The organism is Amycolatopsis sp. Poz14, assembly GCF_006704225.1.
Taxonomy (GTDB): Bacteria; Actinomycetota; Actinomycetes; order Mycobacteriales; family Pseudonocardiaceae; genus Amycolatopsis; species Amycolatopsis nivea.
Genome location: NZ_JACLHD010000001.1, coordinates 1,912,144 through 1,935,724, shown reverse-complemented (window position 1 = coordinate 1,935,724; position 23,581 = coordinate 1,912,144). Strand labels below are relative to the sequence as shown.

Below are 23,581 nucleotides of genomic sequence, written 5' to 3'. Positions count from 1 at the left end.
ACTTGGCCGGAAGAGCGCGCTGACGTTGAGTTCGTCCAGCGCAATCACCGAAGAACCGCAGGAGGGGCACGTGGCGGCCACACTGGAGCGACGCTCGATCGACCCGGTCCCGGAGTCCGAGCGGCACGGGCACCCGCGCAGCCTCTTCACCCTGTGGTTCGCCGCGAACACCCAGATCACGTCGGCGGTCACCGGCGCGCTGACCGTGCTGGTCGGCGTGCATCCGCTGTGGGCGATCGTCGCGGTCGTGGCGGGCAACGCGCTCGGCGGCATTCCGATGGCGCTGCACGCCGCGCAGGGGCCGAAGCTCGGCATTCCGCAGATGATCCAGTCGCGGGCACAGTTCGGGGTATACGGTGCGGCGCTCCCGCTGGTGCTGGTCGTGGTGATGTACCTGGGCTACTTCGCGAGCGGTTCGCTGCTCGGCGGCCAGGCCGTCGCCCAGATCACGCACCTGCCGACGGACGCCGCCATCGCGGTCTACGCACTCGCCTCGGCGCTGATCGCGATCGTCGGATACCGGCTGATCCACCGGTTCGGCTGGCTCGCGTCCGCGCTGTCCGTGATCGTCTTCCTCTACCTGACGATCCGGCTGATCAGCGGGCACGACCTCGGCGCCGTGCTCGCCGCGCCGCACCTGGACTTCCCGAAGTTCCTCCTCGCGGTCTCCCTGACCGCGTCGTGGCAGCTCACCTTCGGCCCGTACGTCGCCGACACCTCGCGCTACCTGCCGTCAGCGACGTCGGTGCGCGCGACGTTCTGGTGGACCTACGGCGGCACGGTGCTCGGCGCGGTGTGGGCGATGTCGTTCGGTGCGCTGGCCTACGCGATTGCCGGGAAGGCGTTCAAGGGCCACGAAGTCGCGTACGTCGTCGGCCTCGGCGGTGAAGCGCTGCTCATTCCCTTGCTGCTGGCCATCGCGCTCGGCAAGTTCACGGTGAACGTGCTGAACATCTACGGCGGCTACATGACCGTCGCGACCGCACTGACCGGTTTCGGCCGCCGCGCCGCGCTCTCCCAGGCGACACGGATCGGCTACATCGCAGGCGTCGGCGTGGTCGGCGCGGTGATCGCCATCCTCGGCCGCGGGCAGTTCCTGTCGAACTTCGTGTTGTTCCTGGACTTTCTGCTGTACTTCCTGACGCCGTGGAGCTCGATCAACCTGGTCGACTTCTATCTGCTGCGCAAGGAAAAGTACGACCTCGACGCGCTCTACGACCCGAACGGCCGCTACGGTCGCTGGGCCTGGCCCGCACTGGCCGCGTACGTGCTCGGTATCGCGGTGCAGATCCCGTTCGCCAACGTCGAAGGCATTTTCGTCGGGCCGATCGCTCCGTTGCTTGGCGGCGCGGACATCTCGTGGTTGCTCGGGCTCATCGTGCCTGGCGCGTTGTATGTGGCTTTCATGCGCCGGTCGGTCGCACTTCGAGTGTGACTGTCCGGCCCGAATCCGCGCCTTGATCCGCGCTGGATACGGCGAACGCGGTCAACGGCAACCCGCTCTCCGCGGCCAGCACTCGGGCCGCCGAGGACGCGCGAGCCAAGGAGACCGTTGAACCGCCGCTTGCTGGGCCGCCGGGGACTGCGACGCCGTGGCCGATCACGGTGACGCGAAGGGACTGTCCTTTGAGGACAGGAGCCCAATCGGTCAACGCCGTTCGCCCGGCTGCGTTCGGAGTTGTCGCGTTAGGACTGAACAGACTGCGGCCGAAGCTGACAGTGACCGCGTCGGAACCGGCCTTTGTGGACACACCTGGTGCCGCCAGCGTTTGCGTTAGCTGCTTCAACCTCTCCTGCCGTTCCTTCGCGGCGGCGGCATCACGGGTTTCCTGGCTGTGGAGGCGATCCAGCTCTGCGCGGAGACTGTCGTCCGACTTGGCCGCGGTGGCGACCGGAGGAGGCGGCTGTCGCGTAGTCAACACCACCCCACCCGCGATCGCGCCGCCGACCAGCACCACCGCACCGGCGGTCAGCAGATATCGCCGAACCGGCCGCCGTCGCAAGCGTCCAGAGTGGACTTTCGCGATCACCCGACGTCCCGCCTCGGCAGCGGAATTGTCCGGTTGCAAAGCCAGGACGGCTGCCCACGCCGCATCCGCCGCCGCTAGATCGCCGGACTGTGCGTGTACGCGAGCCAGCAGATCGAGCCGCGCGGGATCGCCCGCCGAATCCGGTTCCAGGAGTGCGATGGCGGCCTCGTAATCGCCGCGTCGGGCGAGGTCGGCGCCTTCGGCGAGGACGAGTTCCCGTTCCAGTGCCTGCGAAAGCCCGCTCATCACCGCTCCCCGCGCAGAATGCCGCCGCCTGGCTGACCTGGCCGGTCGTCGGGGAGCAGACGCCGCAACCGGCGGTTGACGTCCGGCAGCGCGGCCCAGTTCGACGTCGCGACCACGTGCTCGCCCTCCCGGATCAGCTCCCGCGCGCGAGCCGGGTCGGACATCGTGTCGCGCGCGGCCCGCAGCGCGTTGAACACCTCCAGATCCAGCGAACCGTCCCGGCGCAGCAACAGCACTTGCAGGTCCAGCGCCCGCTCGGACAGCCGCTCGCCCGCTTCGGCGTCGTGCGAGTCGGCGATGGTCGCGTACCGGCGCTCGATCTCGGCCAGTTCGGTCCGGTCCTCGTCCGCGCCGACCCGGTCGACCAGCTCGCGGCAGTGGTCGATCTGGTCCCGCAGCCGTTCCAGCACTTCGGGTACGCGCAGCTCCGCCTCGATGTCGTCGAGATCCGCCTGCACGTCGCGCATCCGCCGTTCCGCGGCGACCGCGGCCCCCTCGTCGGTGCCGCCGGAGCGCACCTCGTCCCGGACCGCCGCGACGCTCCCCTGTTCGTCCAGCCGGTTCAGCAGCCCGCGCGCCCGGTCCGACCGCGTCCCCTCGACCTGCGTCCGCACCTGCTCGTGCCGCGCTTCCAGCTCGTTCAGCAGCCGCCGCAGCGTCTGCGGATCCGGCACGTGCTGCTGTTTGAGGTCGATGACCGCCTCGAATTCGTTGTCCAGCAACGGAACCTCGGCCACCACGGACACCTGGCGCGAATCGTCCATCTCGAAAGTCATCACGACCTCGCTGCCGCGCGGCAGGTCGAATCGCACGTCCTTGGCGCGGATTTCGATGACGCCCACCTGCTGGTTCCGCTCGCCGCGGCGACGTTCGCCCTCCGCGACCGGAATCCGGATCACCGAGGACGTGTTGCCGCGCAACAGTGTCGCCGTGGTGAAGAACGTCTGCCGTTTCGCGGCCGGCAGCGGCGCGTTCTTCATCAACATCGGGGTGAAGGAACCATCAGCCTCGGTCAGGCCGACCGTGTTGACCACGGTCTGGCCCATCATTTCGTTGAGCTGGTGGGTGATCGTGAGCGAGTCCGGCTGCACCGGAACGCGCGCGCCGGTCGGGTCGAGCAGCTCGATCTCGAACCGGTTCGTGCTCAGCTCGTCGAGCACCGCGTCGACGGTGAAAGTGCCGTCCGCGGAAAGCGAGACCTCGGACGTCCGGTAGACCGGCCTGCGCTGCGGGGCGCTCAGCGCGATCCGGAACCGCGCCCAGTCCGCCGAACCGTCCGTCGAGCAGCGGCCGGACACTGGCACGCTCGGCAGGCTGGTAGTGGCCGGATAGGACAGTTCCAGCGAGTACTCGCCGCGTTTCGCCGGGCGTACCGTCCTCGGGCGCGCCACAGTTCCGGCGTATGCGGCGGCACCACGCGCCACCACTGTGCTCGGGTCCTGACTGTGGTCGAGCGGAATGCCGAGCCCGACCGACGGATCGGCCAGCAGCTCGCGCAACCCGGGCGCGAGCGTCGGTCCGCCGACCAGCAGCAACCGGTCGATATCTGCCGGGCGCAGGTTTGCCGACTCCAGCGCGGTCCGGCACAACTGCACGGCACGGAGATAAAACGGTCGCGCGACCTGATCGACTTCCTCGCGGCGCAGGGTGTACTCGAACATCTCCTCCTGCCCGTCGCCCCGGTCGAGGTCGAGCAGCACCTGAGTCTGTTCCGCTTGGGAGAGCTGGATTTTCGCGGTCTCGGCGGTACTGCGCAGCCGGGCGAAGTTCCGCCGCCAGCGCGGGTTGTCCCGGCGGAAATCGGTGAGCCCGAGTTGTCGCACCACCTCCGGAGCCAGCACGTGGTCCAGCACCGCTTGGTCGATGTTGCGTCCGCCGAGGTGCGTGTCGCCCGCGTGGTGCAGCACGCTCAATTCTCCCTCGGCAGTGCTGACGACCGCGGAGTCGAACGTGCCGCCGCCGAAGTCGAACACCATCCAGTGCGCGCCTTTGCTTTCGTTCTGGAACCCGAACGCGAACGCCGCCGCGGTCGGTTCCTGCAGCAGCGGGCAATTCCCGGTGAACCCGGCCAGTTTCGCCGCTTCCTGCGTCGCCTCGGTCTGGTTCAGCAGGAACGCGGCGGGCACGGTGATCACCGCCGCGTCCGGCATTTCCCGCGGAGCAACGGAACTGCGCAGCGACCGCAGCACTTCCGCGGACAGTTCCACCGGCGTCATGCTGACCCCGGCCTTCGGGAATTCCCGCCGCGCGTCCGGCAATCCCATGGACTGCTTGAATTCGACCTGCACGCTGTCCGGGTCGTCCTCGAGCCTGCGCCGCGCCCCCGCCCCGACCTCGATCACGCCGCGCCGGCGGCACCAGACCGCGGAGGGCGTGTAATCCATCTGCATGTTGTTCTTGATCACCGACACCGCACCGTCGTCGAGCACCGCGATCGCGCTGTTCGTGGTGCCGAGGTCGATCCCGAAATCGATCGTGTCACGCATCCGCTTCCCCGTTCCCCCGGGCGGCCGGGCGCCCGACGATGACCTGTCCCATTTGGATCCGGCGGCCGGTCAGGTAAATCGACGGCCGCACGGTCTCCACCACCCGCTCGACGTCCAGGTCCGGTTCGTCCTGGAACAACAGCACCTCGAGCGCCATCCCGGAGCCGAACGGGATCCGGTCGTGGTCCTGCACCAGCACGCCCGCCGCGTCGAGCGCGTCTTGGCTCGCGCTGAGGAACCGGCCCGCCTGCCGCGCCACCCGGTCCTCGGCACCGGCGAGCTTTCGCCGCGCCCGCCACAACGCCGTCGCCGCCTCGGCCAGGTCCGATTCGGACAGTGGCGGCGCGTCGTCCTTAGTGGTCAATACCGCGGCGAGCTGGTCAAGCAATTCCCGCAACCGAGCGCGTTCTTCTGGCTGGAGGCCAGGTTCGGCGATCCGGAATTCCTTGTGCTGCTTGCGCTGCCGCGCTTCTTCGCCCCGCCGGTCTCGCATCACAATCTCCTCCGCAGTCGAACGAACGGGGCGACATACAACAGCGCCGCCGCCACGGCGACAGCCAGCCAATACGGCAGCTCGACCGGACTGAGCGCCAGGTAAACCACGAAGTCCAGCCCCAGCAGAACCGGGTACCGGCCCGGCTCGATCCACGGCCGGGCCGCGAGGAGGCAATTCGTCATCGCACCGGCAACCGCGCCGAGAAAGATGACCGCCAGCAGCGCGCTTTCCGGAAGCTTCAAAGCCAGGAACACTGATGCTGCCAACGCGTGCAGCAATGCTCCGAAAATCCGCGCCGCCGACGGTTCCCGTTCCGGCGGTGGAGTCGGCGCGTACACCGTTGCAGCGAACTCGTTGCGCGCCACGGCTTCCAGTGTCTCCGGGTCGAGGCTGTATCGCCGGGCGACCGCGAACACGTCCCGGATCAGGCTCGCGGACGCGCCGCGCACCTCCGCGAGGGCAACCCCGATGTTGTTCGCCACCACCGCGATCGACTCCGAAAGCGAGGCGGTCCGCCGGAATTCCGCCCGCGGGACCACCTCTTCGAGCCGGTCGAACAGCGGCTCGACCTCTTTGACGGCCCGCTCCGCGGCGGCCTGCACCCGATTGCCGTCCAGGTCGCCGCGAAGGTCTTTGAGCAATGCCTCGACCCGCCGATACGTCCCGTCGGCGATAGCCGCCCGTGCGTCCTCGACCGCGTGCCGATCAGCCTCGAACAACGCGAGATACCCGGTGAACCGCTGCGGCTCAGCCGACCTCGTGGCTACTTCGATCAACGGCGCGAGCAACGCGTCCGGCAACGCCGTCCGTAATCCGTCCACAGTGGATTCGTCAAGCCGTCGATCGCCCAGCTTCTCGACGCGGTGGTTCAGATGCCGCCAGAAGGATTCGCTGCGCAGCACCACCGTCCAGCAACGGGCGGCTTCGGTCCACAAGGGAGTCGGGTGGTCGTCGGTGCGGTCGGCCTCCGCGTCGAGGGCTGCCGCGTAGGCGGCGACCGCGTTGTCGTGCGCGCGGTGGAGCTGGATCGGGCATTCGCAGTCGACTGGCACGCCCCAGATCCAGAAGACCTCGTCGACGAACCGGTGTTCGGTGTTGCCGAGCGCGTCGAAGGCAGCCCGCACCTCGTCGACGGTCGCGTCCGCGGGCACCCCGTCCGGCACCGCGCCGCCGACTTCGAGCACCCCTAGAACTCGAAGTCGCCGCTCCCGCACCTCGCGCCGGGTCGCGACCGCGGTGAGGCCGACGAGCCGGAACGGGTTGCGCCGGTACAGCTCGGGGGTCGACACCTCCCGCACCCGCGCCGCGGCGGTCCGGCCGCGCCCCTCGTTCGCTCCCATGCCCGGGAAGGTAAAACGACCCGGCTGGGAGGGGTCCCGGAAGGACCGAGCTAGCTGGACCCGCTCGACTCGCGGACGACCAGCGACACCGGCAGGATCTGCGCACCCGGCGCGACGTCCTCGCCGTCCAGCAGCCGCATCAGCGTCGAGACCATCGCGTGGACCTGCTCGCGCGGATCCTGATGCACCGAGGTCAACGGCGGGGTCATGGCCGGAGCCAGCGCGGCGTTGTCGTCGAAGCTGACCACCGCGACATCGCCGGGCACGTCGCGTCCGGCATCCGACAGCGTGCGCAACGCGCCCACCGCCATCATGTCGCTGCCGACGAACACCGCGTCGAGATCGGGCACCCGTTCCAGCAGCGCGGCCATCGCTTTCGCACCGCCAGCCAGGGTGAAGTCGGCTTCCTCGGCCAGCCCGGACGGGTCGATCCCCGCGTCCACGAGCGTCTTGCGCCAGCCGGCGAGCCGGTCAATCGGCGCGCCTTGATCCTGCGGGCCCGCGATCGTCGCGATCCGGCGACGGCCGGACTCCACCAGGTGCGTCACCGCCTGCCGGGCGCCGCCTTCGTTGTCGAAATCCACCAGGTGCACTCCCCGGCGCAGATCGGCGGCCGGCCCGCCGAACACCGTGGGCAGCTTCAGCAACCGCAACGCCCGGGGCAGCGGATCCGCACGGTGCGGAGCGAAGACGAGCACGCCGTCGACGTGTCCGCCCTCGAGAAACCGCACAGTCCGGCCGAGATCCTCCCGGGTGTCGCTGAAGAGCAGCACCATCTGACAGCCGACGTCGGCCAGTTCCCGGTAGCCCGCGCGCATCACCGCGGTCCGGTACGGGTCGTCGAGCAGTCGTGCTTCCGGCTCCGAGAGCACCACCGCGATCGCACCGGTCCGCCGGGTGACGAGCGAGCGCGCCGCCTGGTTCGGCGAATACCCGAGGTCACGCGCCGCGGCCAGCACCTTTTCGCGCGAGCGCGCGCTGACGTACGCGTCGTCGTTCAGCGCCCGCGACGCGGTGGACCGCGAGACCCCGGCGAACGCCGCGACGTCCTCCAGCGTCGGCCGCTCGTCCTCGGACCGAGGCGCCACTCCGCCCACCCCCTGACTGTCGATCGGGTCAGCTTAACGGGGTCCGCCCGGGAGCGCTCCCGGAGACTCTGGCCTTGACATCCCCCGTTACCTGCAACACACTCGTTCGGCATCTGGGAGCGCTCCCAGAACGACTTCCAAGGGGTTGACGACGGTGACAACGTTCCGGAAGGGCCTGGTGCTGGCACTGGGCATCACGATGACCGCGGTGAGCGCCGCGGCGTGCGGCGGTGGCGGCGGCGGCGACGTGCCCGCGGCGGCCGGGCCGAACGAGCACGTGGACCTGACGCTCGCGACGTTCACGGAGTTCGGCTACGAGGCGCTCATCCCGGAGTACGAGCGGCTGCACCCGAACATCAAGATCACCCACCGCAAGACCGGCCAGGGCGGGCCGTACGCCCAGGACATGATGACGAAACTCGCGGCGGGCTCGGGACTGGCCGACGTGCAGGCCGTCGAGGAAGGCCACCTGTCGGACATCCTCAGCAAGTCCTCGAAGTTCAACGACCTGAGCCAGATCGGGCCGTCGGGCGTTTCGCCGGACCGGTGGCTTTCGTGGAAATACGACGCGGGCAAAGACAAGAACGGCAAGCTCATCGGCTACGGCACGGACATCGGCCCGCTCGCCATGTGCTACCGCAAGGACCTGCTCGCCGCGGCCGGGCTGCCCAGCGACCCGCAGGCGGTGAAACCGCTGTTCGCCACCTGGGACAGCTATTTCGCGGCCGGCGCCCAGTACACCGCCAAGACCGGCAAGGCGTGGTTCGATTCGGCGGCGCAGAACTTCAACTCCATGGTCAACCAGCTGCCGGTCGGCTACCTCGACACCAACGACAAGCTCACCGTGGAGAACAACCAGGGCATCAAGGACGCCTGGGCGAAGGTGACCGACGCGGTCGCGAAAGGCGAATCGGCGAAGCTCACCGCGTTCAGCAACGAATGGAATTCCGGGTTCAAGCAGAGCGCGTTCGCGACAAAGGCCTGCCCGGCGTGGATGCTCGGCGTGATCAAGGAACAGGCCGGGCCGGACAACGCGGGCAAATGGGCGGTCACCGCGGCGTTTCCCGGCGGAGGCGGCAACTGGGGCGGGTCGTATCTGACCGTGCCGAAGCAGAGCAAGCACCCGCGGGAAGCCGCTGAACTGGCCGCCTGGCTCACCGCGCCGGAGCAGCAGATCAAGGCGTTCGAGGCCAAGGGCAACTTCCCGAGCCAGGCGAAGGCGCTGGAAAGCCCGCAGCTGCTGAACGCCACCGACGCGTACTTCGGCGGCGCGAAGATCGGCGAACTGTTCGCCGAGCAGGCGAAGAAGGTGGCGAAACCGCAGTACAAGGGCCCGAACGACGGTCAGATCCAGGAAAACGTCGCCAGCCCGGCACTGCAGTCGGTGGAACAAGGAGCCTCGGCCGCCGACGGCTGGCAGCGGCTGGTCGACGGCGCGAAGAAACTCGCCCGCTGACGATGACAGTCATCGACAAGGTCGCTCCGGAAGGCCGGGCCGCACCGCGGCCCGGCCTGCGCGACCGGCTGGCGCGCTGGGATGTCAAGGTCTCGCCTTATCTCTACGTGGCACCGTTCTTTATCGTGTTCGCCATCGTGGGCATGTTCCCGTTGCTGTACACGGCTTACGTGTCGCTGTTTCATTGGGAGGCCGGCGACGACAATCCCGATTTCATCGGACTGGACAACTTCAAGGAACTCTTCACCGACGCGCAGTTCTGGCACGCGCTGGAAAACACGGTCAGCATCTTCCTGCTGTCCAGCGTGCCCCAGCTGATCATCGCGGTGCTGCTCGCCGCGGTGCTCAGTCTCCGGTTGCGCGGCGCGACCGGCTGGCGGGTCGGCATCCTGCTGCCCTACGCGGCGAGTCTGGTCGCGCTGGGGATCATTTTCGCGAACCTTTTCGGGCCGCGCTACGGTCTCGTCAACGGCGTGCTCCAGACGTTCGGACTGTCCCCGGTGGACTGGCAGGCCAATCGGTTCGCCAGCCATGTCGCCATCGCGATCATGGTGAACTGGCGGTGGACCGGGTACAACGCGCTGATCGTTCTCGCTGCCATGCAAGCGATTCCGAAGGAATTGCACGAGGCCGCGCTGATCGACGGCGCGGGCACCGTGCGCCGGTTCACCCACGTGACGCTGCCGCTGCTCAAACCCACGCTGATCTTCGTCACCATCACCTCGACGATCGGCGGGCTGCAGATCTTCACCGAGCCCAAGCTGTTCGACGCGATGCCCGGGTCGAACAACGGCGGCTCCACGCATCAGTTCCAGACGGTGACGCTGTATCTGTACCAAAGCGCTTTCGAGAACTTCAATCTCGGCTACGCGTCCGCGATCGCCTGGGTGCTTTTCCTGATCATCATCGCGATCGCGCTCGTCAACTACTTCGTCACCGGACGGCTCGCGGGGAGGCGAAAATGACCGGGCTCGGCAAACCGCGCAGGGCGACCTACGGCGTGCTGATCGTGTTCGTGCTCGGCTCGCTGTTCCCGTTCTACTGGTCGTTTCTCGTCTCCAGCCGTGACAACGGAATGCTCACCGAACGGATCCCGCCGCTGCTGCCGGGCGGCAACTTCTTCGCCAACGCGGCGCGGGTGTTCGACACCGTGCCGTTCTGGCGGGCGCTGGCCAACAGCGTCATTGTGTCCGGCACGGTCACGCTCACCACGGTGCTCTTCTCGTCGCTGGCCGGGTTCGCCTTCGCCAAACTGCGCTTCCGCGGCCGCAACGGGTTGTTCGTATTCATCGTGGTGACGCTCGCGGTGCCGACCCAGCTCGGAATCATCCCGCTGTTCATCGCGATGTCGAAACTCGGCTGGGCGGGCGGACTGCAGTCGGTGATCGTGCCGAACCTGGTCACCGCGTTCGGCGTGTTCTGGATGCGGCAGTACACAGTGGACGCTCTGCCGTACGAACTGATCGAGGCCGCGCGCATGGACGGCTGCAGCATGATCCGGGTCTTCTGGAACGTGTGCCTGCCCGCGGTCCGCCCGGCCGCCGCGATCCTCGCGATGTTCACGTTCATGACGTCCTGGAACGATTTCCTGTGGCCGCTGGTGGTGCTCGACGCGGGCAATCCGACCGTGCAGGTGGCGCTGGAGAAACTGCAAAGCGGTTACTACGTCGACTATTCGCTGGTGCTCGCGGGCACCACGCTGGCCACGATTCCGATCCTCATCGTCTTCCTCCTGCTCGGCCGCCAGATCGTGGCCGGGATCATGCAAGGTGCCGTGAAAGGGTGACCATGTCCGCACAGCCGATCCCCGACGTGCTCGCGTTCCCGGACGCGTTCGTCTGGGGCGCCGCCACGGCGGCCTTCCAGGTCGAAGGATCGACCACAGTGGACGGACGCGAGACGTCCGTCTGGGATACCTTCGCCGCGCGCCCGGGCGCGGTGGCCCGCGGCGACACCGGCGACCCGGCGGCCGACCATTACCGCCGCTACGCCGACGACGTGGCGCTGATGCAGTCGCTCGGGCTCACCGCGTACCGGTTTTCCCTGTCCTGGCCGAGAATCCTCCCGCACGGCAAACCGGAACCGCGCGGACTGGACTTCTACGACCGGCTCGTGGACCGGCTGCTGGCCGCGGGCATCCAGCCGTGGGCGACGCTGTATCACTGGGATCTTCCGCAATCGCTGGAGGATCGCGGCGGCTGGACCGCGCGCGACACCGCGTACCGGTTCGCCGAATACGCCGAGGTCATCGCGGCCCGGCTCGGCGACCGGGTGGCCAGCTGGTCGACGCTCAACGAACCGTGGTGCGCGGCGATGCTCGGCTACGGTTCGGGCGTTCACGCGCCCGGCCGGACGTCCCCGGAGGCTGCTGTGGCGGCGGCGCATCACCTGCTGCTGGCGCACGGGCTGGCGATGGACGTCCTCCGGCAGCACACGAGCAGCCCGTCCGGGATCACGCTGAACCTGTACCCGGTCGTCGCGGACTCATCCGACGATGCCGACGCCGACGCCGCCCGGCGGATCGACGGACTGCAGAACCGGTTGTACCTCGACCCGTTGCTGCGCGGCGGCTACCCCGCTGACCTGCGCGAAGACCTGGCCCGGTTCGGCTTCGACGCCGTGGTGCAGGACGGCGACGAGGCGGTGCTCGGCAAGCCGATCGACTGGCTTGGCGTGAACTACTACCGCGGCTACCGGGTGGCCGGATCGGCGCGGCCGGGAAGCATCCCGGCGGGCCGGGAGTGGCCGGGAGCCGACCAGGTGCACTTCGTCCCGGACCCGGCCGCGCCGCGCACGGATTCCGGCTGGGAGGTGCGTCCCGGCGGGCTGACCGAGTCATTGCTGCAAGTGCATCGGGACTATCCGCCGGTGCCGTTGTACGTCACGGAGAACGGCGCCGCGTATCCGGACCCGATCCGCGACGGCGAAGTCACCGACGACGACCGCATCGCTTTCCTCGACGCACATCTGCGGGCCGCACACGACGCACTGGCCCACGGAGTTGATCTGCGCGGGTACTTCTACTGGTCGCTGCTGGACAACTTCGAATGGGCCGAGGGGTACGCGAAACGCTTCGGTCTCGTGCACGTCGATTACCGCACTCAGCAGCGCACGCCGAAGCGCAGCGCACGGTGGTACGCGGAGGTGATCGCGCGCAACGCGTTGCGGTGACCTACTCCCGGGTTCATTCGCACCGCCGGGAAAGACTTTCTCTCGGGTTTCGCGTCACGGGTTCCGGGCGCGGCCGTCGGACCAGTGCCGGGGCCGCCCCGAACGGCCCCGCGAGCGGAGACTGGAGTGTCCGATGACGGTGCGAAGCCGGGTGACCGACGAGGTCACCACGTGGCTGACCGGGGAATTCGCGGGCCGGGTGCCCGCCGAGGCGATCAAGGTGGTGGTGCGGGCGGCGGGCCGGGACCTCGACGGCAGGGTCGTCCCCGATGAGCACGGCGACCTGCTCTACCGCGTGGCGCGGGCCCGGCTGGTGCGGATGCTCTCCGCGCCGGACGAGCCGCACATCCCGCGTTCTCGCCGGTAAGGCGTTTGTTCCCCGGATCCGCACGGGTCCGGGGAACAGCTGTGCCCGGGCCTTTCGGTGGCCCGAGGTAACCGAGCGCGCGCCGACCGTGTTCGACGCGCGCCGGGGGCTGCTACGAGCCCGGCACCCGGCTGCTCAGCGGCGCGTGCGAACGCTCCGGCGGCCACCAGACCTGCGCGGGCGGCGGGGGTACGTCATCGTCTGGAAGTTCGAGTGCGTCCGCGCCGCTCTGCCAGCGGTTCCAGTGCACGGAGCACAGTCCGCGCCACAAGGAATCCTCCGTGCAGTCCCGCCGGCGACACCTGCGTACCTGCTGCCCGCTATCAATCACGTCCACGACTCCAAACCGCGCTCAACCTCCCCGCCGGCTCCAGTCTGCCTCGGCTCCGGCGGGAACGCCCCGTACTCGCGCCAACACAACCCTTGTGCAGCAACGGAACGAGAGATCTCACCCTACTCCAGGCGTCTGTGCGCGCGCCGCGCGACCACAGTGCACTCTTTCAGCGGTTGACGCGTTCACTGCCCGGCGTCAACGGTGAATCTCCTGTGCTGCAACGGAGAGTGCGCACCCGACGGCGCACGGTAGGTATGTCCACAATGGATGATCAACGCCGCGGATGCTGGGCGTCGTACTCGTGCGCGGCGGTGCGCTGGGTGCGGGTGCGCAGGAGCTGCTCGTCCGGGGACTCGTCCACATCGGCCAGTCCGAGCGCGACCGCGCGGCGGATCTGCTCGCGGTTGTCGCGGACGACGGAGGAGAAGAAGTCGTCGATGCGCGGGTCCAGAAGGACTTCCAGCAGGACCCGGAAGGACGTGTCGACGGTGGCGCGGACGATCTCGTCGTGGAACGGCAGCCTGCGCAGTCTGCCCAGCTGCGGGTCCTCGGAGATCTTTTCGGTGATGATGGCGCGGAGTTCGGTCTTGTTTTCGCTCAGGGACTTGGCAAGGTTCTCCGGGTAGTTCCCGGTTTCCAGCACCTTGACCACCTCGTCGAGGACGGCGATGGTGACGGGCTTTTTGATGGCGCGGACTATGGGTTCGGAGAGTTTGTCCACCAGGCGGTAGGTGAACTGCTCCCCTACCGCGCGGTCGGCGGCCCTTCCCAGGCGGATGATCAGTAGGATTACGCCGATGACGTGATGGTTCGCGGTGAAGGCCGGGTGGGCGACCGGGATCATCGCGAAGATTTCGTACCAGGTGCGGGCCAGGAAGGCGGCGCGCCAGCCTTGTTTGCGCCAGCGGTGGAGGAGTTCCAGGAAGAAGATGCCGCAGATGATGCAGTCGGCGAGGAAGAACCACTGGCTGATGTTGGGCGGGGGCGGGCCGATGAGGAGCCAGGCCAGCATGCCGGTGGAGACGACTGCCAGGGCGAGCATGATCCAGTCGTCGGCCCGGACGTTGCCGGGGAGGACGCCGCTGTTGAGTTCGACTTGGGCCGGACGGCCGGTGGTCATGCTGGCTCCCTGGTGCTGGGGTGTTGCTGGGGGTGATGATTCCATGGGTCTTGGGTTGGGGCAGGGAGCGTGGGGGGCGTTTTCGACGGCTCGTGCTTCGCACATCGCCCGTCTGTAGTGCGGTGGGGCACCCCGAAGCTTGATTGTGCTGACGGTCTGGGGTGGCTTGTCAAGGCGGGAAAGATGCCTTGACAAGCCACCCCAGACCGCAGGAGAGCTTCGTATCGGGGTGCGGGGGAGGTGTGGGTGCACCGACAGTTGCGTACACCGGCGGCGGCCTGCTTGAGGTGGGGGCTAGCGCCCCAATGTGGCATTGGGTGCATGCGACGCACCCAATGTGGCGTTCGGTGCATCTGACGCACCCAATGTGGCATTGGGGCGCTTCCCGAGCAGGCGCGGGACGGGCGGAGGGTCGTGAGGGGAACCCTCACGGAATCAGATTCCCTCAGGGCGACCCTCACGTACGCCAAAAGCCGTGAAGGGCTCCTTCAGGGAATCTAAGTCCCTCAAGGAGCCCCTCACGGACCGGCCGCGGGGAATCAGCGGCTGTGAGGGTGGCCCTCACGGAACGCTACGGAACCGGTTCACCTTCGAGCTCAGGGCCGGACATCTTGACACCAAACACCCGGTACAGCAGGCTTTTCTCACGCCGCCTAGTTAGGAAAGTTAACTAACAAGGAGACCCCGAAAATGCCCGCTTCCCGGAAGGTGGCGTTGTTCGCTGCCGCTTCCGTTTCGCTTACTGCTGCGTTGGCTGGTGCTGGGCCTGCCACTGCGGCGTCCGTCGCGCGTCCGTTTCCGGCGCACGTCACCTATCAGACTGGTGTCCGGCCTTCCGTCAGTCAGGCTGAGCAGGACAACGCGGTCAAGAGACAGTACGACTCCTGGAAGAAAACTTACCTCCGCCAGGCTTGCGGCGGTTACCTCGTCTGGGCGACCGACGACGCGCCCAACAAGGGCACGGTTTCCGAGGCCCAGGGCTACGGGATGAACATCGTCCCGTTGATGGCGGGCTACGACGACCAGGCCAAGACGATTTTCGACGGGATGTGGAAGTTCGTCCAGGACCACCGGGACAGCAAGGGGCTCTTCCAGTGGGTGATCGACGGCAAGACCTGCAAGTACGCCGACGACGGGACCCCTGACTCGGCCACCGACGGCGATCTCGACGTCGGCTACGGGCTGATTCTCGCGGACAAGCAGTGGGGCGGCTACAGCGCCGCCGCCAAGGACTGGCTTGCCAAGATCTACAAGCACGACGTCGCGTCCGACGGGCATCTCAAGATCGCCGACGACGCGGGCAACGACGACACCCGGCCCTCCGACTTCATGCTCGACCACCTGCGCGCGTTCGCGAAGTACGACACCGCGCACGACTGGAACAAGGTCGTCACCCGGACCGAGCAGCTGATCACCCAGTTCACCAGCAAGTATTCGCCGAACGCGAATCTGCTGTCCGACTTCGTGGTCGGTGCGAACACCAACAGCCCGAAGCCCGCGCCCGCGGATCATCTGGAGAACCAGCCGGACAACATCGTCGGCTACAACTCCGTTCGGGTGCCTTGGCACATGGGCACCGATGCGCTGCTGTACGGCGGCAAGGTCGCGACCGAGGTCGCCAAGAAGGAATCGGCCAGCTACAAGAGCCACTCCGGCGCCAACCCGGCCAAGATTTACCCGCACACCAAATTGGACGGGACGCCGACCAAAACCAGTGACCAGTCCGAGGTCGCGGCGAATCCGGTGGGGGTCGCGGCGATGGTCGCGGGCGACCAGGCGTGGACCGATTCGCTGTGGAAATACATGGCGGGCAACCCGTACGACGACACTTACTACGGCGAGACCATCAAACTGCTGGTCTACCTGGTGATGTCCGGCAACTACTGGGCCCCGTGACCCCAGCCGCCCGTACGGACGTCAACCGGCGGCGTCCGTACGGGTGGGCGGGCATTTCCCGCCCGGAGTGGTCAGCAGTTCGAAGTGCCACATCTCGTTCGCGTACACCTGGCACAGGCCGTATTTCGCGCCGTGCTGGATGAGCCAGTCGTCGGCTCGGGTGGGGGCGACGTCGACCGCCTTGCCGGACACGTGCGTCGATTGTTCCGGCGTGTTCACATACTTCCGCGCCTTCTCCAGGCTGCCGTACTTTTCGATGCCCGCGTCGAGCAGCTTCTGCTGGTACTCCTTCGTCCGCCAGCCCGACGCGATCTGAATGTCCACATTGCGCCGACGCGCGTCCGTTGCCGCCTCCTGCAACGCTTTCCGCAACGCAGGATCGAGATTTCCGACAGCCGGGTAGCTCGTGTCGGACGGCCTCAGCGTGACGCCTTCGGGAGCACCGCCTTGAGCCGGGTCGTGGTCCGGATCGCCGTCGAGCACCGGGAGGCCGGAGCACCCGGCGACGACGATCGCGGGCAGCACGAGCAGCACGATTTTGATCTTGTTCCGCAGCACGCCGCAACTATCGCGAGCGGGTATCCCCGGAAGGTTCGGCGAATGTCCGCGCTGCGTAACAAGACCGCAGGATCAGGTAACGCCTCAGGCGGTCAGCCCGATCCCCGCCTCGGCGGTGTTGACCAGGAAGGTCAGCGTCTCGTAGAAGTACAGCTCCACAGTGGACGCGTCGTGGCTGGAGTACCCGATGGACAGATCCTGTCCGAAGTGGAGCTCGTAGTCGCCGCCGCGGGTGGACAGGACGCAGGCGCCGCTGATCGCGGGCGTGCGGATGAGTTCGCCGTCCACGATCTGCTTCAGGTGTTCCAGCACCGGATAACCGTGGTTCGCCGCCTCGTACGCAGCGGTGAACTCGTCGTCGCTCAGCAGAACGGTGTACGGGCCGGCCACGCCCGCGTCGCGCAGTTCGGCGATCGCGTCGCCGATTGCCTTCGGGTAGCGCGGGGCTTCCGGCGGCAGCGCGATCGGCGAAAGCGACGAAGCCGGGCGGATGCCGGTGATGCCCGCTTCGGCGAAACCGTCGACTACGATCCGGTCCTCGGCGTACGCGATCTGCTGCGCGGCGTCCTTCACCGGCTGCCAGTCCGCGTCTTTCGCGCCCCACTCGACCGAATCGACTTCCTCGCGCGACACCGTGAACGGCACCCGCAGTTCCACGATCCGCTGTGCCGTGCGCAGGCTCGTCGCGACGCCGTCGAACTTGTCGCCGACGCGCTCGCGGCGTCCGGTGCCGACCGCGGCGAGTGCCGGGTCTCCGGTGACGACGACGTCGACCACCCGGCGCGCCGCGGCGAACTCGGCGAAGGTGCGCTTCGCCTCTTCCTCCAGGTCCGCCCACGCGGCGGCGGAGATCGGGGCGAGTTCGCGATGCAGGTTGTTCATGACCGAGTGCTCCTTCGCAGGCTTCCGATGCCCAGCGACGACCCGGCGGGCGTCGCGGCAGCCGGCGGTTCCGGCTCGGGCGGGGCGTCCGGCGGATCTTCAAGGAAGTCCGCGGTCGGCACGTAGAACAGCGCGCCGGTGTGAGGCGTGGAGAAGTCGAGAATCCGGTCGTAGGTGCCCGGCGGCGACCCGACGAACATGTTCTCCAGCATTTTCTCGATCACCGCCGGAGATTTGGTGTAGCCGATGAAATAGGTGCCGAACTCGTCGTGCCCCGGACGGCCGAACGGCATGTTGTCGCGCAGGATGTCGAGTTCGTTGCCCTCGTCGTCGGTGATCACGTTGAGCGCGATGTGCGCGTCGGCGGGCTTTTCCTCGTCCGACATCTCCACATCGGACAGTTTGCGCCGTCCGATCACCAGTTCCTGCTGCTCGGTGGTGAGCGCGTTCCACGCCGCCATGTCGTGCAGGTACTTCTGCACGACCACGTAGCTGCCGCGATTGAACGGTTCGTCGTCGTCCACCAGCACCGCCTGGTTGACGCCGTTGCCGGTCGGGTTCTCCGTGCCGTCGACGAAGCCGAGCACGTCGCGCGCGTCGAAGTACCGGAAGCCCTGCACCTCGTCGAGCACCTTCACCGAACCGCGCAGCCGGTCCATGATCAGCGATTCCAGCTCGAAGCACAGGTCGAGCCGCTCGGCGCGGAGGTGGAACAGCAGGTCGGCCTCGGCGGTGAGGACGCTCGTGTGCTTGTCGCCGGAGAAAACCGGCAGCTCGTGCAGTTCCGCCGGTCGCGGACCGCCGTAGATCCGGTCCCACGCCGCCGACGAGATCCCGGCGACGCAGGTCAGCCCGGCCCCCGCGTCGCGGAACCCCACCGCGCGCTGCAGCCCGGCGAGATCGGCGAGAAGGTCTTTCGCGACCTGCTCGGCACCGGCGTCGACCTGCACCATCAGGAAGATCGCCGCCCTGGTCAACGGTGCGGAAACGGCCTGCGGCTCAGGCGGTTCAAGGTCCCCCGCTTGCACGCTCGCGCACCCCTTCTCACCCGGTGACCGTCCGAGCGCATCCTAACCACGGACGGGCCGGCGCACCCGGCATCGCCACTCCGGAGGGGTAACCGTCAGACGAAGTGCGTGAGCAGAGCCGCGACATCGGCCTCCAAGCCGTCCGCGGCCGCGTCCTGACCGGCGAGTTGCTGCAGCAAAGCGCGCTGGAACAGGCCGTCGAAGGCGGCGTACGCGACCTCTGGCGACACCTGGGCCGGCCGGCCGGTGAACTCGGCGTAGCGCCGCACGACGCGCCACACCATGTCCTGGCGCTGTTCGTCGATGTCGAGCACATCGCCGCGGAAAGACTCCTCGAACAGGCTCTGATTGCGCAGGTCGTACCAGAGACGGTGCATCGCCGCGTCGGTCCGCAACGTGCCTGCCATCGCCGCGCCGAAGCCGTGTTTCAGCTCCTCGGCCGAGCCCGCCTCCGCCACTACGTCGTCGTAGCGGGTCACGCAGACCTCTTCGAACTTGCGGACCGCGTACGTGAGCAGCTCGACCTTGTCCGCGAAGTAGTAGTGCAGGACGCCGTGCGAGAAGTCGGATTTCTGGGCGATTTCGCGCAGGCTCGTGCGGGCATAGCCCAGCTCGGCCAGCGCCTGCAGCGCGGACTCGGCCAGCTGCTCGCGGCGCTGGGCGAACTTGTCCACGGCGCGGCGGGAGATGCGCTCCTTCGCCTGTGTCACACCGCGCAGTCTAGCGCGCCACGGATTCTTGACAATCGTCCAAGAAAATCTTGACGACTGTCCAAAATTAGCTACGGTGTGAACTACACCGCACTCGCGGCACGTCTCAAGGAGGAGATGTCGATGGGTTCGTACGACCTGACCGGGCGCACCGCGCTGGTCACCGGCGGCGCGCAGGGCCTTGGCCAGGGCATGGCCGAGGCGCTCGCGAAGGCAGGCGCGGCGGTGGTCATCGCCGACGTCCAAGAAGACCTCGGCCGCCAGACCGCCGACGCGATCAAGCAGAGCGGGGCCAGCAGCGGATTCGTCCGGCTGGACGTCACCGACGACGACAACTGGGCGCGGGCGGTCGAGGCCGTGGCCGGCGAGCACGGCGGGCTCGACATCGTCGTGAACAACGCGGGCGTGGAAATCACCGGGCTCGTCGCCGACCTCGACCCGGCCGACGTCCGGAAGATGCTCGAAGTCAACGTGCTCGGCACCTCGCTCGGCGTGAAGCACGCGTTCCGCGCCATGCGTCCTGGCGGCGTCGCCGGACGCGGCGGCGCGGTCGTGAACATCGCCTCGGTGGCCGCGACCATCGCTTTCCCCGGCATCGCTGGCTATTCGGCGACGAAATCGGCGGTCGACCGGCTCACCCGCGTCGCGGCGATGGAGTCCGGGAAACTCGGCTACGGCGTACGAGTCAACTGCGTGTACCCGGGCCTGGTTCCGACGCAGATGGGCAACCAGCTCGCGGCCGACGTCGTCGACGTCGGGCTGTTCCCGAGCATCGAGGACGCGATCGGCGCGGTGGTCGCGCAGACCCCGGCCGGACGGCTCGGCGAGGTCGCGGACATGGCCGACGCCGTGGTGTTCCTCGCCTCCGACGCCGCCCGCTTCATCACCGGCGCCGGCCTCCCGGTCGACGGCGGCATGGGCATGTGAATCCCCTCCAGCGAAAGGAACACCAGTCGTGACCAAGCCCGTCGTCGTTTACGGCGCGTCCGGCTACACCGGCCGCCTGATCTGCGAATACCTCCGCGAGTACAACGTGGCCTTCACCGCGGCCGGCCGGGACAAGGCCCGGGTCCAGGCCGCGCTCGACCACATTCCCGGCCTCGACACGGTGGACCACGAGGTGGTCGAGGTATCGCACGAAACCGGCCCGCTCACCGAGCTTTTCCAGGACGCGTCGGTCGTGTGCAACACCGTCGGCCCGTTCAGCGAGTACGGCCACGAGGTCGTCCAGGCGTGCCTCGAATCCGGGACGCACTATCTCGACACCACCGGCGAGCAGGATTGGCTGATCTCCGCCGAAGAGCGCTACGGCGCGGACATGGCCGCCAAGGGCCTGCTGCTCTCCCCCGGCATCGCGCAGATGTACACCACCGGCGAGATCGCGGCGAACCTCTGCCTCGAGACTCCCGGACTGGACACTTTGGACATCCTGGTGTTCTGGAAGGGTTACCCCACAGTCGCTTCCACGCAGACCATCCTGGTGAACGCCGCGCTGTCCGCCGCGTATTACCTGGAGCAGAACGAATACGCGGCCTGGCCCGCCGACGGCGGGCTGCAAGAGGTCACCGTGCCGGGGCACCACGAGATCGGGCTCGCGCTGCCGTGGGGCGGCACGTCGCATCCGGTGTGGTTCAAGAACGATCCGCGCGTGGCCAACGTGAAAGCGGTCGGCGGCGTGTTCGACCGGGCACTGATGCAAGGTGTGCCGCAGATTGTCGCGGCCGTCCTGGAGCAGGTGAAAGACCTGCCGCTGGAAGAAAAGCTCAAGGTGCTGCACGAGCAGGCGGCCGCGGTCCGGGACGAAATGCCGCCGAGGGAAAACCAGCGGATCAATACGTCGCTGGACTCGGTGCACGCGTCCGGCCCGCTCGGTCGCGCGCACTGCGTGATCCACGGGACCTGCAACTACAAGCAGACCGGGCTGATGCAGGCGTACGCGGCGTATTCGCTGCTGCAGCAACCCCCGCGGCGCGCCGGGTTCGCGTCGGCGTGCCAGGCGTTCGGGCACCGCGAACTGCTCGGCGTGCTGCGGTCGTTCGGGCTGGTCTCGAATCCGGTTCTGACGGTGCAGTCCTGAGACGGGGAGACGAGCGGTGCGACTGACCGACTATCTCGACAAGGGCGCCTCGCTGGGCCCGTCGGCCCCGTGTTTGACCACGGACGGCGGATCGCTCAGCTACGGCGAGGTCCAGCAGCTGTCCTGGCAGGTCGCCAGGGCGCTCGCCCGTTCCGGCGTGCGACCAGGCGACAAGGTGGCGATCCTCTCCGCCAACGACCCGGTGTCGTTCGGGTGCGTCTTCGGCATCAGCCGGGCAGGGGCGGTGTGGTGCCCGGTCAACCCGCGCAACGAGGCGGCGGAGAACCGGGAGCTGCTGGACCTGTTCGACTGCACCTGCCTGCTCGTGCAGGAGTCGTTCGCACCGCTCGTCTCCCGGATCGCCGATCAGCTGCCGAAGCTGACCACGGTGGTGTGCCTCGACGGCTCGTTCCCCGGCGCGATCCCGCTGGCCGAATGGCTCGACGGGCTTCCCGGCACGCCGTGGCAGGCCGGTCCGCCGGACGACACGGTGATGCTCGTGGGCACCGGCGGCACCACCGGGCGGCCGAAAGGCGTGGTGCTGACCGGGCACAACGTCGAAACCATGTCGGCGCTGACGTTGATGAGCTATCCGTTCCAGCCGCGCCCGCGCTACCTCGCGCTGGCTCCGCTCACGCACGCCGCCGGGGTGCTGTGTTTCCCAGTTCTGGCGCTGGGCGGCGAAATCGTGGTGATGCCGTCGCCGGATCTCGGCCGGTTCCTCGAACTGATCGAACGGCACCGGATCACCCACACCTTCCTGCCGCCGACGCTGATTTACCTGCTGCTGGACCATCCGGAACTGTCCGCGACGGACTTCAGTTCGCTGGAATGCCTGTGGTACGGGGCCGCGCCGATGTCCGCTGCCCGGCTGGAGGAAGCGATCGCCCGGATCGGGCCGGTGCTCGGACAGCTGTTCGGGCAAAGCGAAGCGCCGATGATGATCTCGACCTTGGCTCCCGCCGACCATTTCTATCCGGACGGTTCCCTGGCGCGCGAACGCTTCACCTCAGCGGGTCGTCCGACGCCGCTGACGCAGGTGGCGATCATGGCCGAAGACGGAACCCTCCTGCCGCGCGGCGAACGCGGCGAGATCGTGGTGCGCGGACCGCTCGTGATGCCGGGGTACTACCGGAACCCCGACGCCACCGCGGAAGTCAGCCGGCACGGCTGGCACCACACCGGCGACATCGGCTACCTCGACGAGGAGAACTTCCTGTACGTCGTGGACCGGGCGAAAGACATGATCATCACCGGCGGGTTCAACGTCTACTCGGCCGAGGTGGAGCAGGCGCTGATGACGCATCCGGCGGTGCAGGACTGCGCGGTGGTGGGCTTGCCGCACGAAAAGTGGGGCGAGCAGGTGACCGCGGTCGTCCAGCTGCACCAAGGACGTACCGCTGCCGCTGATGAACTGCGGGCCACGGTGAAGGAGCTGCTCGGCAGCGTGAAGACTCCGAAGGAGGTCTTGCTCTGGCCGGACCTGCCGCGGTCGAAGGTCGGAAAGGTACTGAAGACCGACGTGCGGACGCAGCTGCTGGCCGAACGGCCGGGCGATTAGAACTGTCCGCCGCCGGCGTGCAGCGTCTGGCCGGTGACCCAGCGGGCCTGGTCCGACGCCAGGAACCCCACGATGTCCGCGATGTCGCCGGGTTCGGCGATCCGGCCGAGGGGCGTCTGCTTCGCGCTGTACTCGACCACGCCCGGCGGCCCGTCGGCGAGGAGCGCGTCGGTGCGGACCGCGCCCGGAAGCACGCTGTTCACCGTCACTCCGCGCGGGCCGAGTTCCTTCGCCAGCACGCGCACGAGCTGGTCCCCGGCGGCCTTCGCGGCACCGTAGATCCCGGTGCCGGGCCGGGCTGTCTGGACCACTCCGCTCGACATCACGACGATCCGGCCGCCGTCGCGCACCCGCCGGGCCGCCTCGCGCAAAGCGACGAAGGTGGGTCGCAGATTGGTGCCGAAGATCAAGTCGTAGATCTCGTCGGAGGCCTCGGCGAGCGGCACGAACCGGGCGATCCCCACGTTCGCGACGACCACGTCGAGACCGCCGAATTCCTGTTCCGTGCGGTCGAAAAGGCCACGCAGCTCGGCGTCGTCGGTGACGTCCGCGCGCAGGGCGACCGCCTGGCCGCCGTCCGCGCGGATCTTGACGACGACAGCCTCGGCCGAGTCTTGATCGGAGCGATAGTTGACCGCGACCGAGAACCCGTCGGCACCCAGCCGTTCCGCGACCGCCCTGCCGATCCCGCGCGAACTCCCGGTGACCAACGCGACGCCCGTTCCCCTCTGCATG

The 23,581-nt window shown here is 68.0% G+C and carries 21 protein-coding genes; 10 read left to right on the top strand and 11 right to left on the bottom strand.

Translation table 11 applies throughout. The features are described 5' to 3' along the window. The first annotated feature begins 70 nt into the window (after positions 1-70). Entirely contained in the window at positions 71-1,435 is a 1,365-nt protein-coding gene (locus FKO37_RS09600; protein ID WP_134667455.1) for a cytosine permease, read from the top strand. Here FKO37_RS09600 and FKO37_RS09595 read toward each other — a convergent pair. Genes FKO37_RS09595 through FKO37_RS09575 form a run of 5 tightly spaced genes read right to left on the bottom strand, consistent with a single transcriptional unit; the run spans position 1,404 to position 7,686 of the window. Next, positions 1,404-2,276: a hypothetical protein gene (locus FKO37_RS09595; RefSeq protein ID WP_238604269.1), complete on the bottom strand. Its 873-nt coding sequence runs from the start codon at positions 2,274-2,276 to the stop codon at positions 1,404-1,406. The genes FKO37_RS09600 and FKO37_RS09595 overlap by 32 nt on opposite strands. Further along, on the bottom strand, positions 2,276-4,762 hold the full coding sequence (locus FKO37_RS09590; RefSeq protein ID WP_238604268.1) for an Hsp70 family protein: 2,487 nt from the start codon (positions 4,760-4,762) through the stop codon (positions 2,276-2,278). The genes FKO37_RS09595 and FKO37_RS09590 overlap by 1 nt, the downstream gene beginning before the upstream one ends. Beyond that, positions 4,755-5,255, bottom strand: coding sequence for a hypothetical protein (locus FKO37_RS09585; RefSeq protein WP_238604267.1), 501 nt, complete (start codon positions 5,253-5,255; stop codon positions 4,755-4,757). Before FKO37_RS09585 ends, FKO37_RS09590 begins: the two co-directional genes overlap by 8 nt. Continuing rightward, positions 5,255-6,598, bottom strand: a complete 1,344-nt coding sequence (locus FKO37_RS09580; protein WP_238604266.1) for a hypothetical protein — start codon at positions 6,596-6,598, stop codon at positions 5,255-5,257. The genes FKO37_RS09585 and FKO37_RS09580 overlap by 1 nt, the downstream gene beginning before the upstream one ends. A 50-nt stretch (positions 6,599-6,648) precedes the next feature. Beyond that, positions 6,649-7,686, bottom strand: a complete 1,038-nt coding sequence (locus FKO37_RS09575; RefSeq protein ID WP_238604265.1) for a LacI family DNA-binding transcriptional regulator — start codon at positions 7,684-7,686, stop codon at positions 6,649-6,651. A 154-nt stretch (positions 7,687-7,840) separates the two neighbouring features. Here FKO37_RS09575 and FKO37_RS09570 point away from each other — a divergent pair, with 154 nt between their 5' ends. The 5 genes from FKO37_RS09570 to FKO37_RS09550 all read left to right on the top strand — a co-directional run bounded on the left by FKO37_RS09570 (position 7,841) and on the right by FKO37_RS09550 (position 12,680). Then, a complete protein-coding gene (locus tag FKO37_RS09570) occupies positions 7,841-9,142 on the top strand; it encodes an ABC transporter substrate-binding protein (protein WP_238604264.1) in 1,302 nt (433 codons plus the stop codon). A 2-nt stretch (positions 9,143-9,144) separates the two neighbouring features. Further along, positions 9,145-10,107, top strand: a complete 963-nt coding sequence (locus tag FKO37_RS09565; protein ID WP_238604263.1) for a carbohydrate ABC transporter permease — start codon at positions 9,145-9,147, stop codon at positions 10,105-10,107. Beyond that, entirely contained in the window at positions 10,104-10,928 is an 825-nt protein-coding gene (locus FKO37_RS09560; protein WP_037816787.1) for a carbohydrate ABC transporter permease, read from the top strand. The genes FKO37_RS09565 and FKO37_RS09560 overlap by 4 nt, the downstream gene beginning before the upstream one ends. A 2-nt stretch (positions 10,929-10,930) precedes the next feature. After that, on the top strand, positions 10,931-12,313 hold the full coding sequence (locus tag FKO37_RS09555) for a GH1 family beta-glucosidase (RefSeq protein ID WP_238608243.1): 1,383 nt from the start codon (positions 10,931-10,933) through the stop codon (positions 12,311-12,313). Between the two features lie 133 nt (positions 12,314-12,446). After that, positions 12,447-12,680: a hypothetical protein gene (locus FKO37_RS09550; protein ID WP_134667463.1), complete on the top strand. Its 234-nt coding sequence runs from the start codon at positions 12,447-12,449 to the stop codon at positions 12,678-12,680. A 605-nt stretch (positions 12,681-13,285) separates the two neighbouring features. Here the strand turns inward: FKO37_RS09550 and FKO37_RS09545 are convergent. Beyond that, a complete protein-coding gene (locus FKO37_RS09545; RefSeq protein WP_238604262.1) occupies positions 13,286-14,134 on the bottom strand; it encodes an ion transporter in 849 nt (282 codons plus the stop codon). Positions 14,135-14,824: 690 nt separating this feature from the next. On the opposite strand from FKO37_RS09545, the gene FKO37_RS09540 reads away from it, so the two are divergent. Beyond that, positions 14,825-16,030 carry a glycosyl hydrolase family 8 gene (locus tag FKO37_RS09540; RefSeq protein ID WP_238604261.1) on the top strand — a complete coding sequence of 402 codons (1,206 nt, stop codon included), beginning with the start codon at positions 14,825-14,827 and terminating at the stop codon, positions 16,028-16,030. Between the two features lie 21 nt (positions 16,031-16,051). On the opposite strand, the gene FKO37_RS09535 is transcribed toward FKO37_RS09540, so the two are convergent. The 4 genes from FKO37_RS09535 to FKO37_RS09520 all read right to left on the bottom strand — a co-directional run bounded on the left by FKO37_RS09535 (position 16,052) and on the right by FKO37_RS09520 (position 19,208). Beyond that, a complete protein-coding gene (locus FKO37_RS09535) occupies positions 16,052-16,588 on the bottom strand; it encodes a D-alanyl-D-alanine carboxypeptidase family protein (RefSeq protein WP_051171630.1) in 537 nt (178 codons plus the stop codon). 84 nt (positions 16,589-16,672) lie between these two features. Beyond that, positions 16,673-17,470: a family 1 encapsulin nanocompartment shell protein gene (locus FKO37_RS09530; RefSeq protein WP_238604260.1), complete on the bottom strand. Its 798-nt coding sequence runs from the start codon at positions 17,468-17,470 to the stop codon at positions 16,673-16,675. Then, a complete protein-coding gene (locus FKO37_RS09525) occupies positions 17,467-18,498 on the bottom strand; it encodes a Dyp-type peroxidase (RefSeq protein WP_134667467.1) in 1,032 nt (343 codons plus the stop codon). Before FKO37_RS09525 ends, FKO37_RS09530 begins: the two co-directional genes overlap by 4 nt. Positions 18,499-18,593: 95 nt before the next feature. Then, a complete protein-coding gene (locus FKO37_RS09520) occupies positions 18,594-19,208 on the bottom strand; it encodes a TetR/AcrR family transcriptional regulator (RefSeq protein WP_043828030.1) in 615 nt (204 codons plus the stop codon). A gap of 78 nt (positions 19,209-19,286) precedes the next feature. Here FKO37_RS09520 and FKO37_RS09515 point away from each other — a divergent pair, with 78 nt between their 5' ends. From FKO37_RS09515 to FKO37_RS09505, 3 genes are read left to right on the top strand one after another with little or no spacing between them, the layout of a single operon-like run. Beyond that, positions 19,287-20,135, top strand: coding sequence for an SDR family NAD(P)-dependent oxidoreductase (locus FKO37_RS09515; RefSeq protein WP_199817910.1), 849 nt, complete (start codon positions 19,287-19,289; stop codon positions 20,133-20,135). A 28-nt stretch (positions 20,136-20,163) separates the two neighbouring features. Beyond that, positions 20,164-21,285, top strand: a complete 1,122-nt coding sequence (locus FKO37_RS47510; RefSeq protein ID WP_037816802.1) for a DUF5938 domain-containing protein — start codon at positions 20,164-20,166, stop codon at positions 21,283-21,285. A 16-nt stretch (positions 21,286-21,301) separates the two neighbouring features. After that, on the top strand, positions 21,302-22,846 hold the full coding sequence (locus FKO37_RS09505) for a long-chain fatty acid--CoA ligase (RefSeq protein WP_037816804.1): 1,545 nt from the start codon (positions 21,302-21,304) through the stop codon (positions 22,844-22,846). Here FKO37_RS09505 and FKO37_RS09500 read toward each other — a convergent pair. Continuing rightward, positions 22,843-23,580 carry an SDR family oxidoreductase gene (locus FKO37_RS09500; protein WP_037816805.1) on the bottom strand — a complete coding sequence of 246 codons (738 nt, stop codon included), beginning with the start codon at positions 23,578-23,580 and terminating at the stop codon, positions 22,843-22,845. The two genes, FKO37_RS09505 and FKO37_RS09500, sit on opposite strands and share 4 nt — an antisense overlap. Position 23,581: the final 1 nt, after the last annotated feature.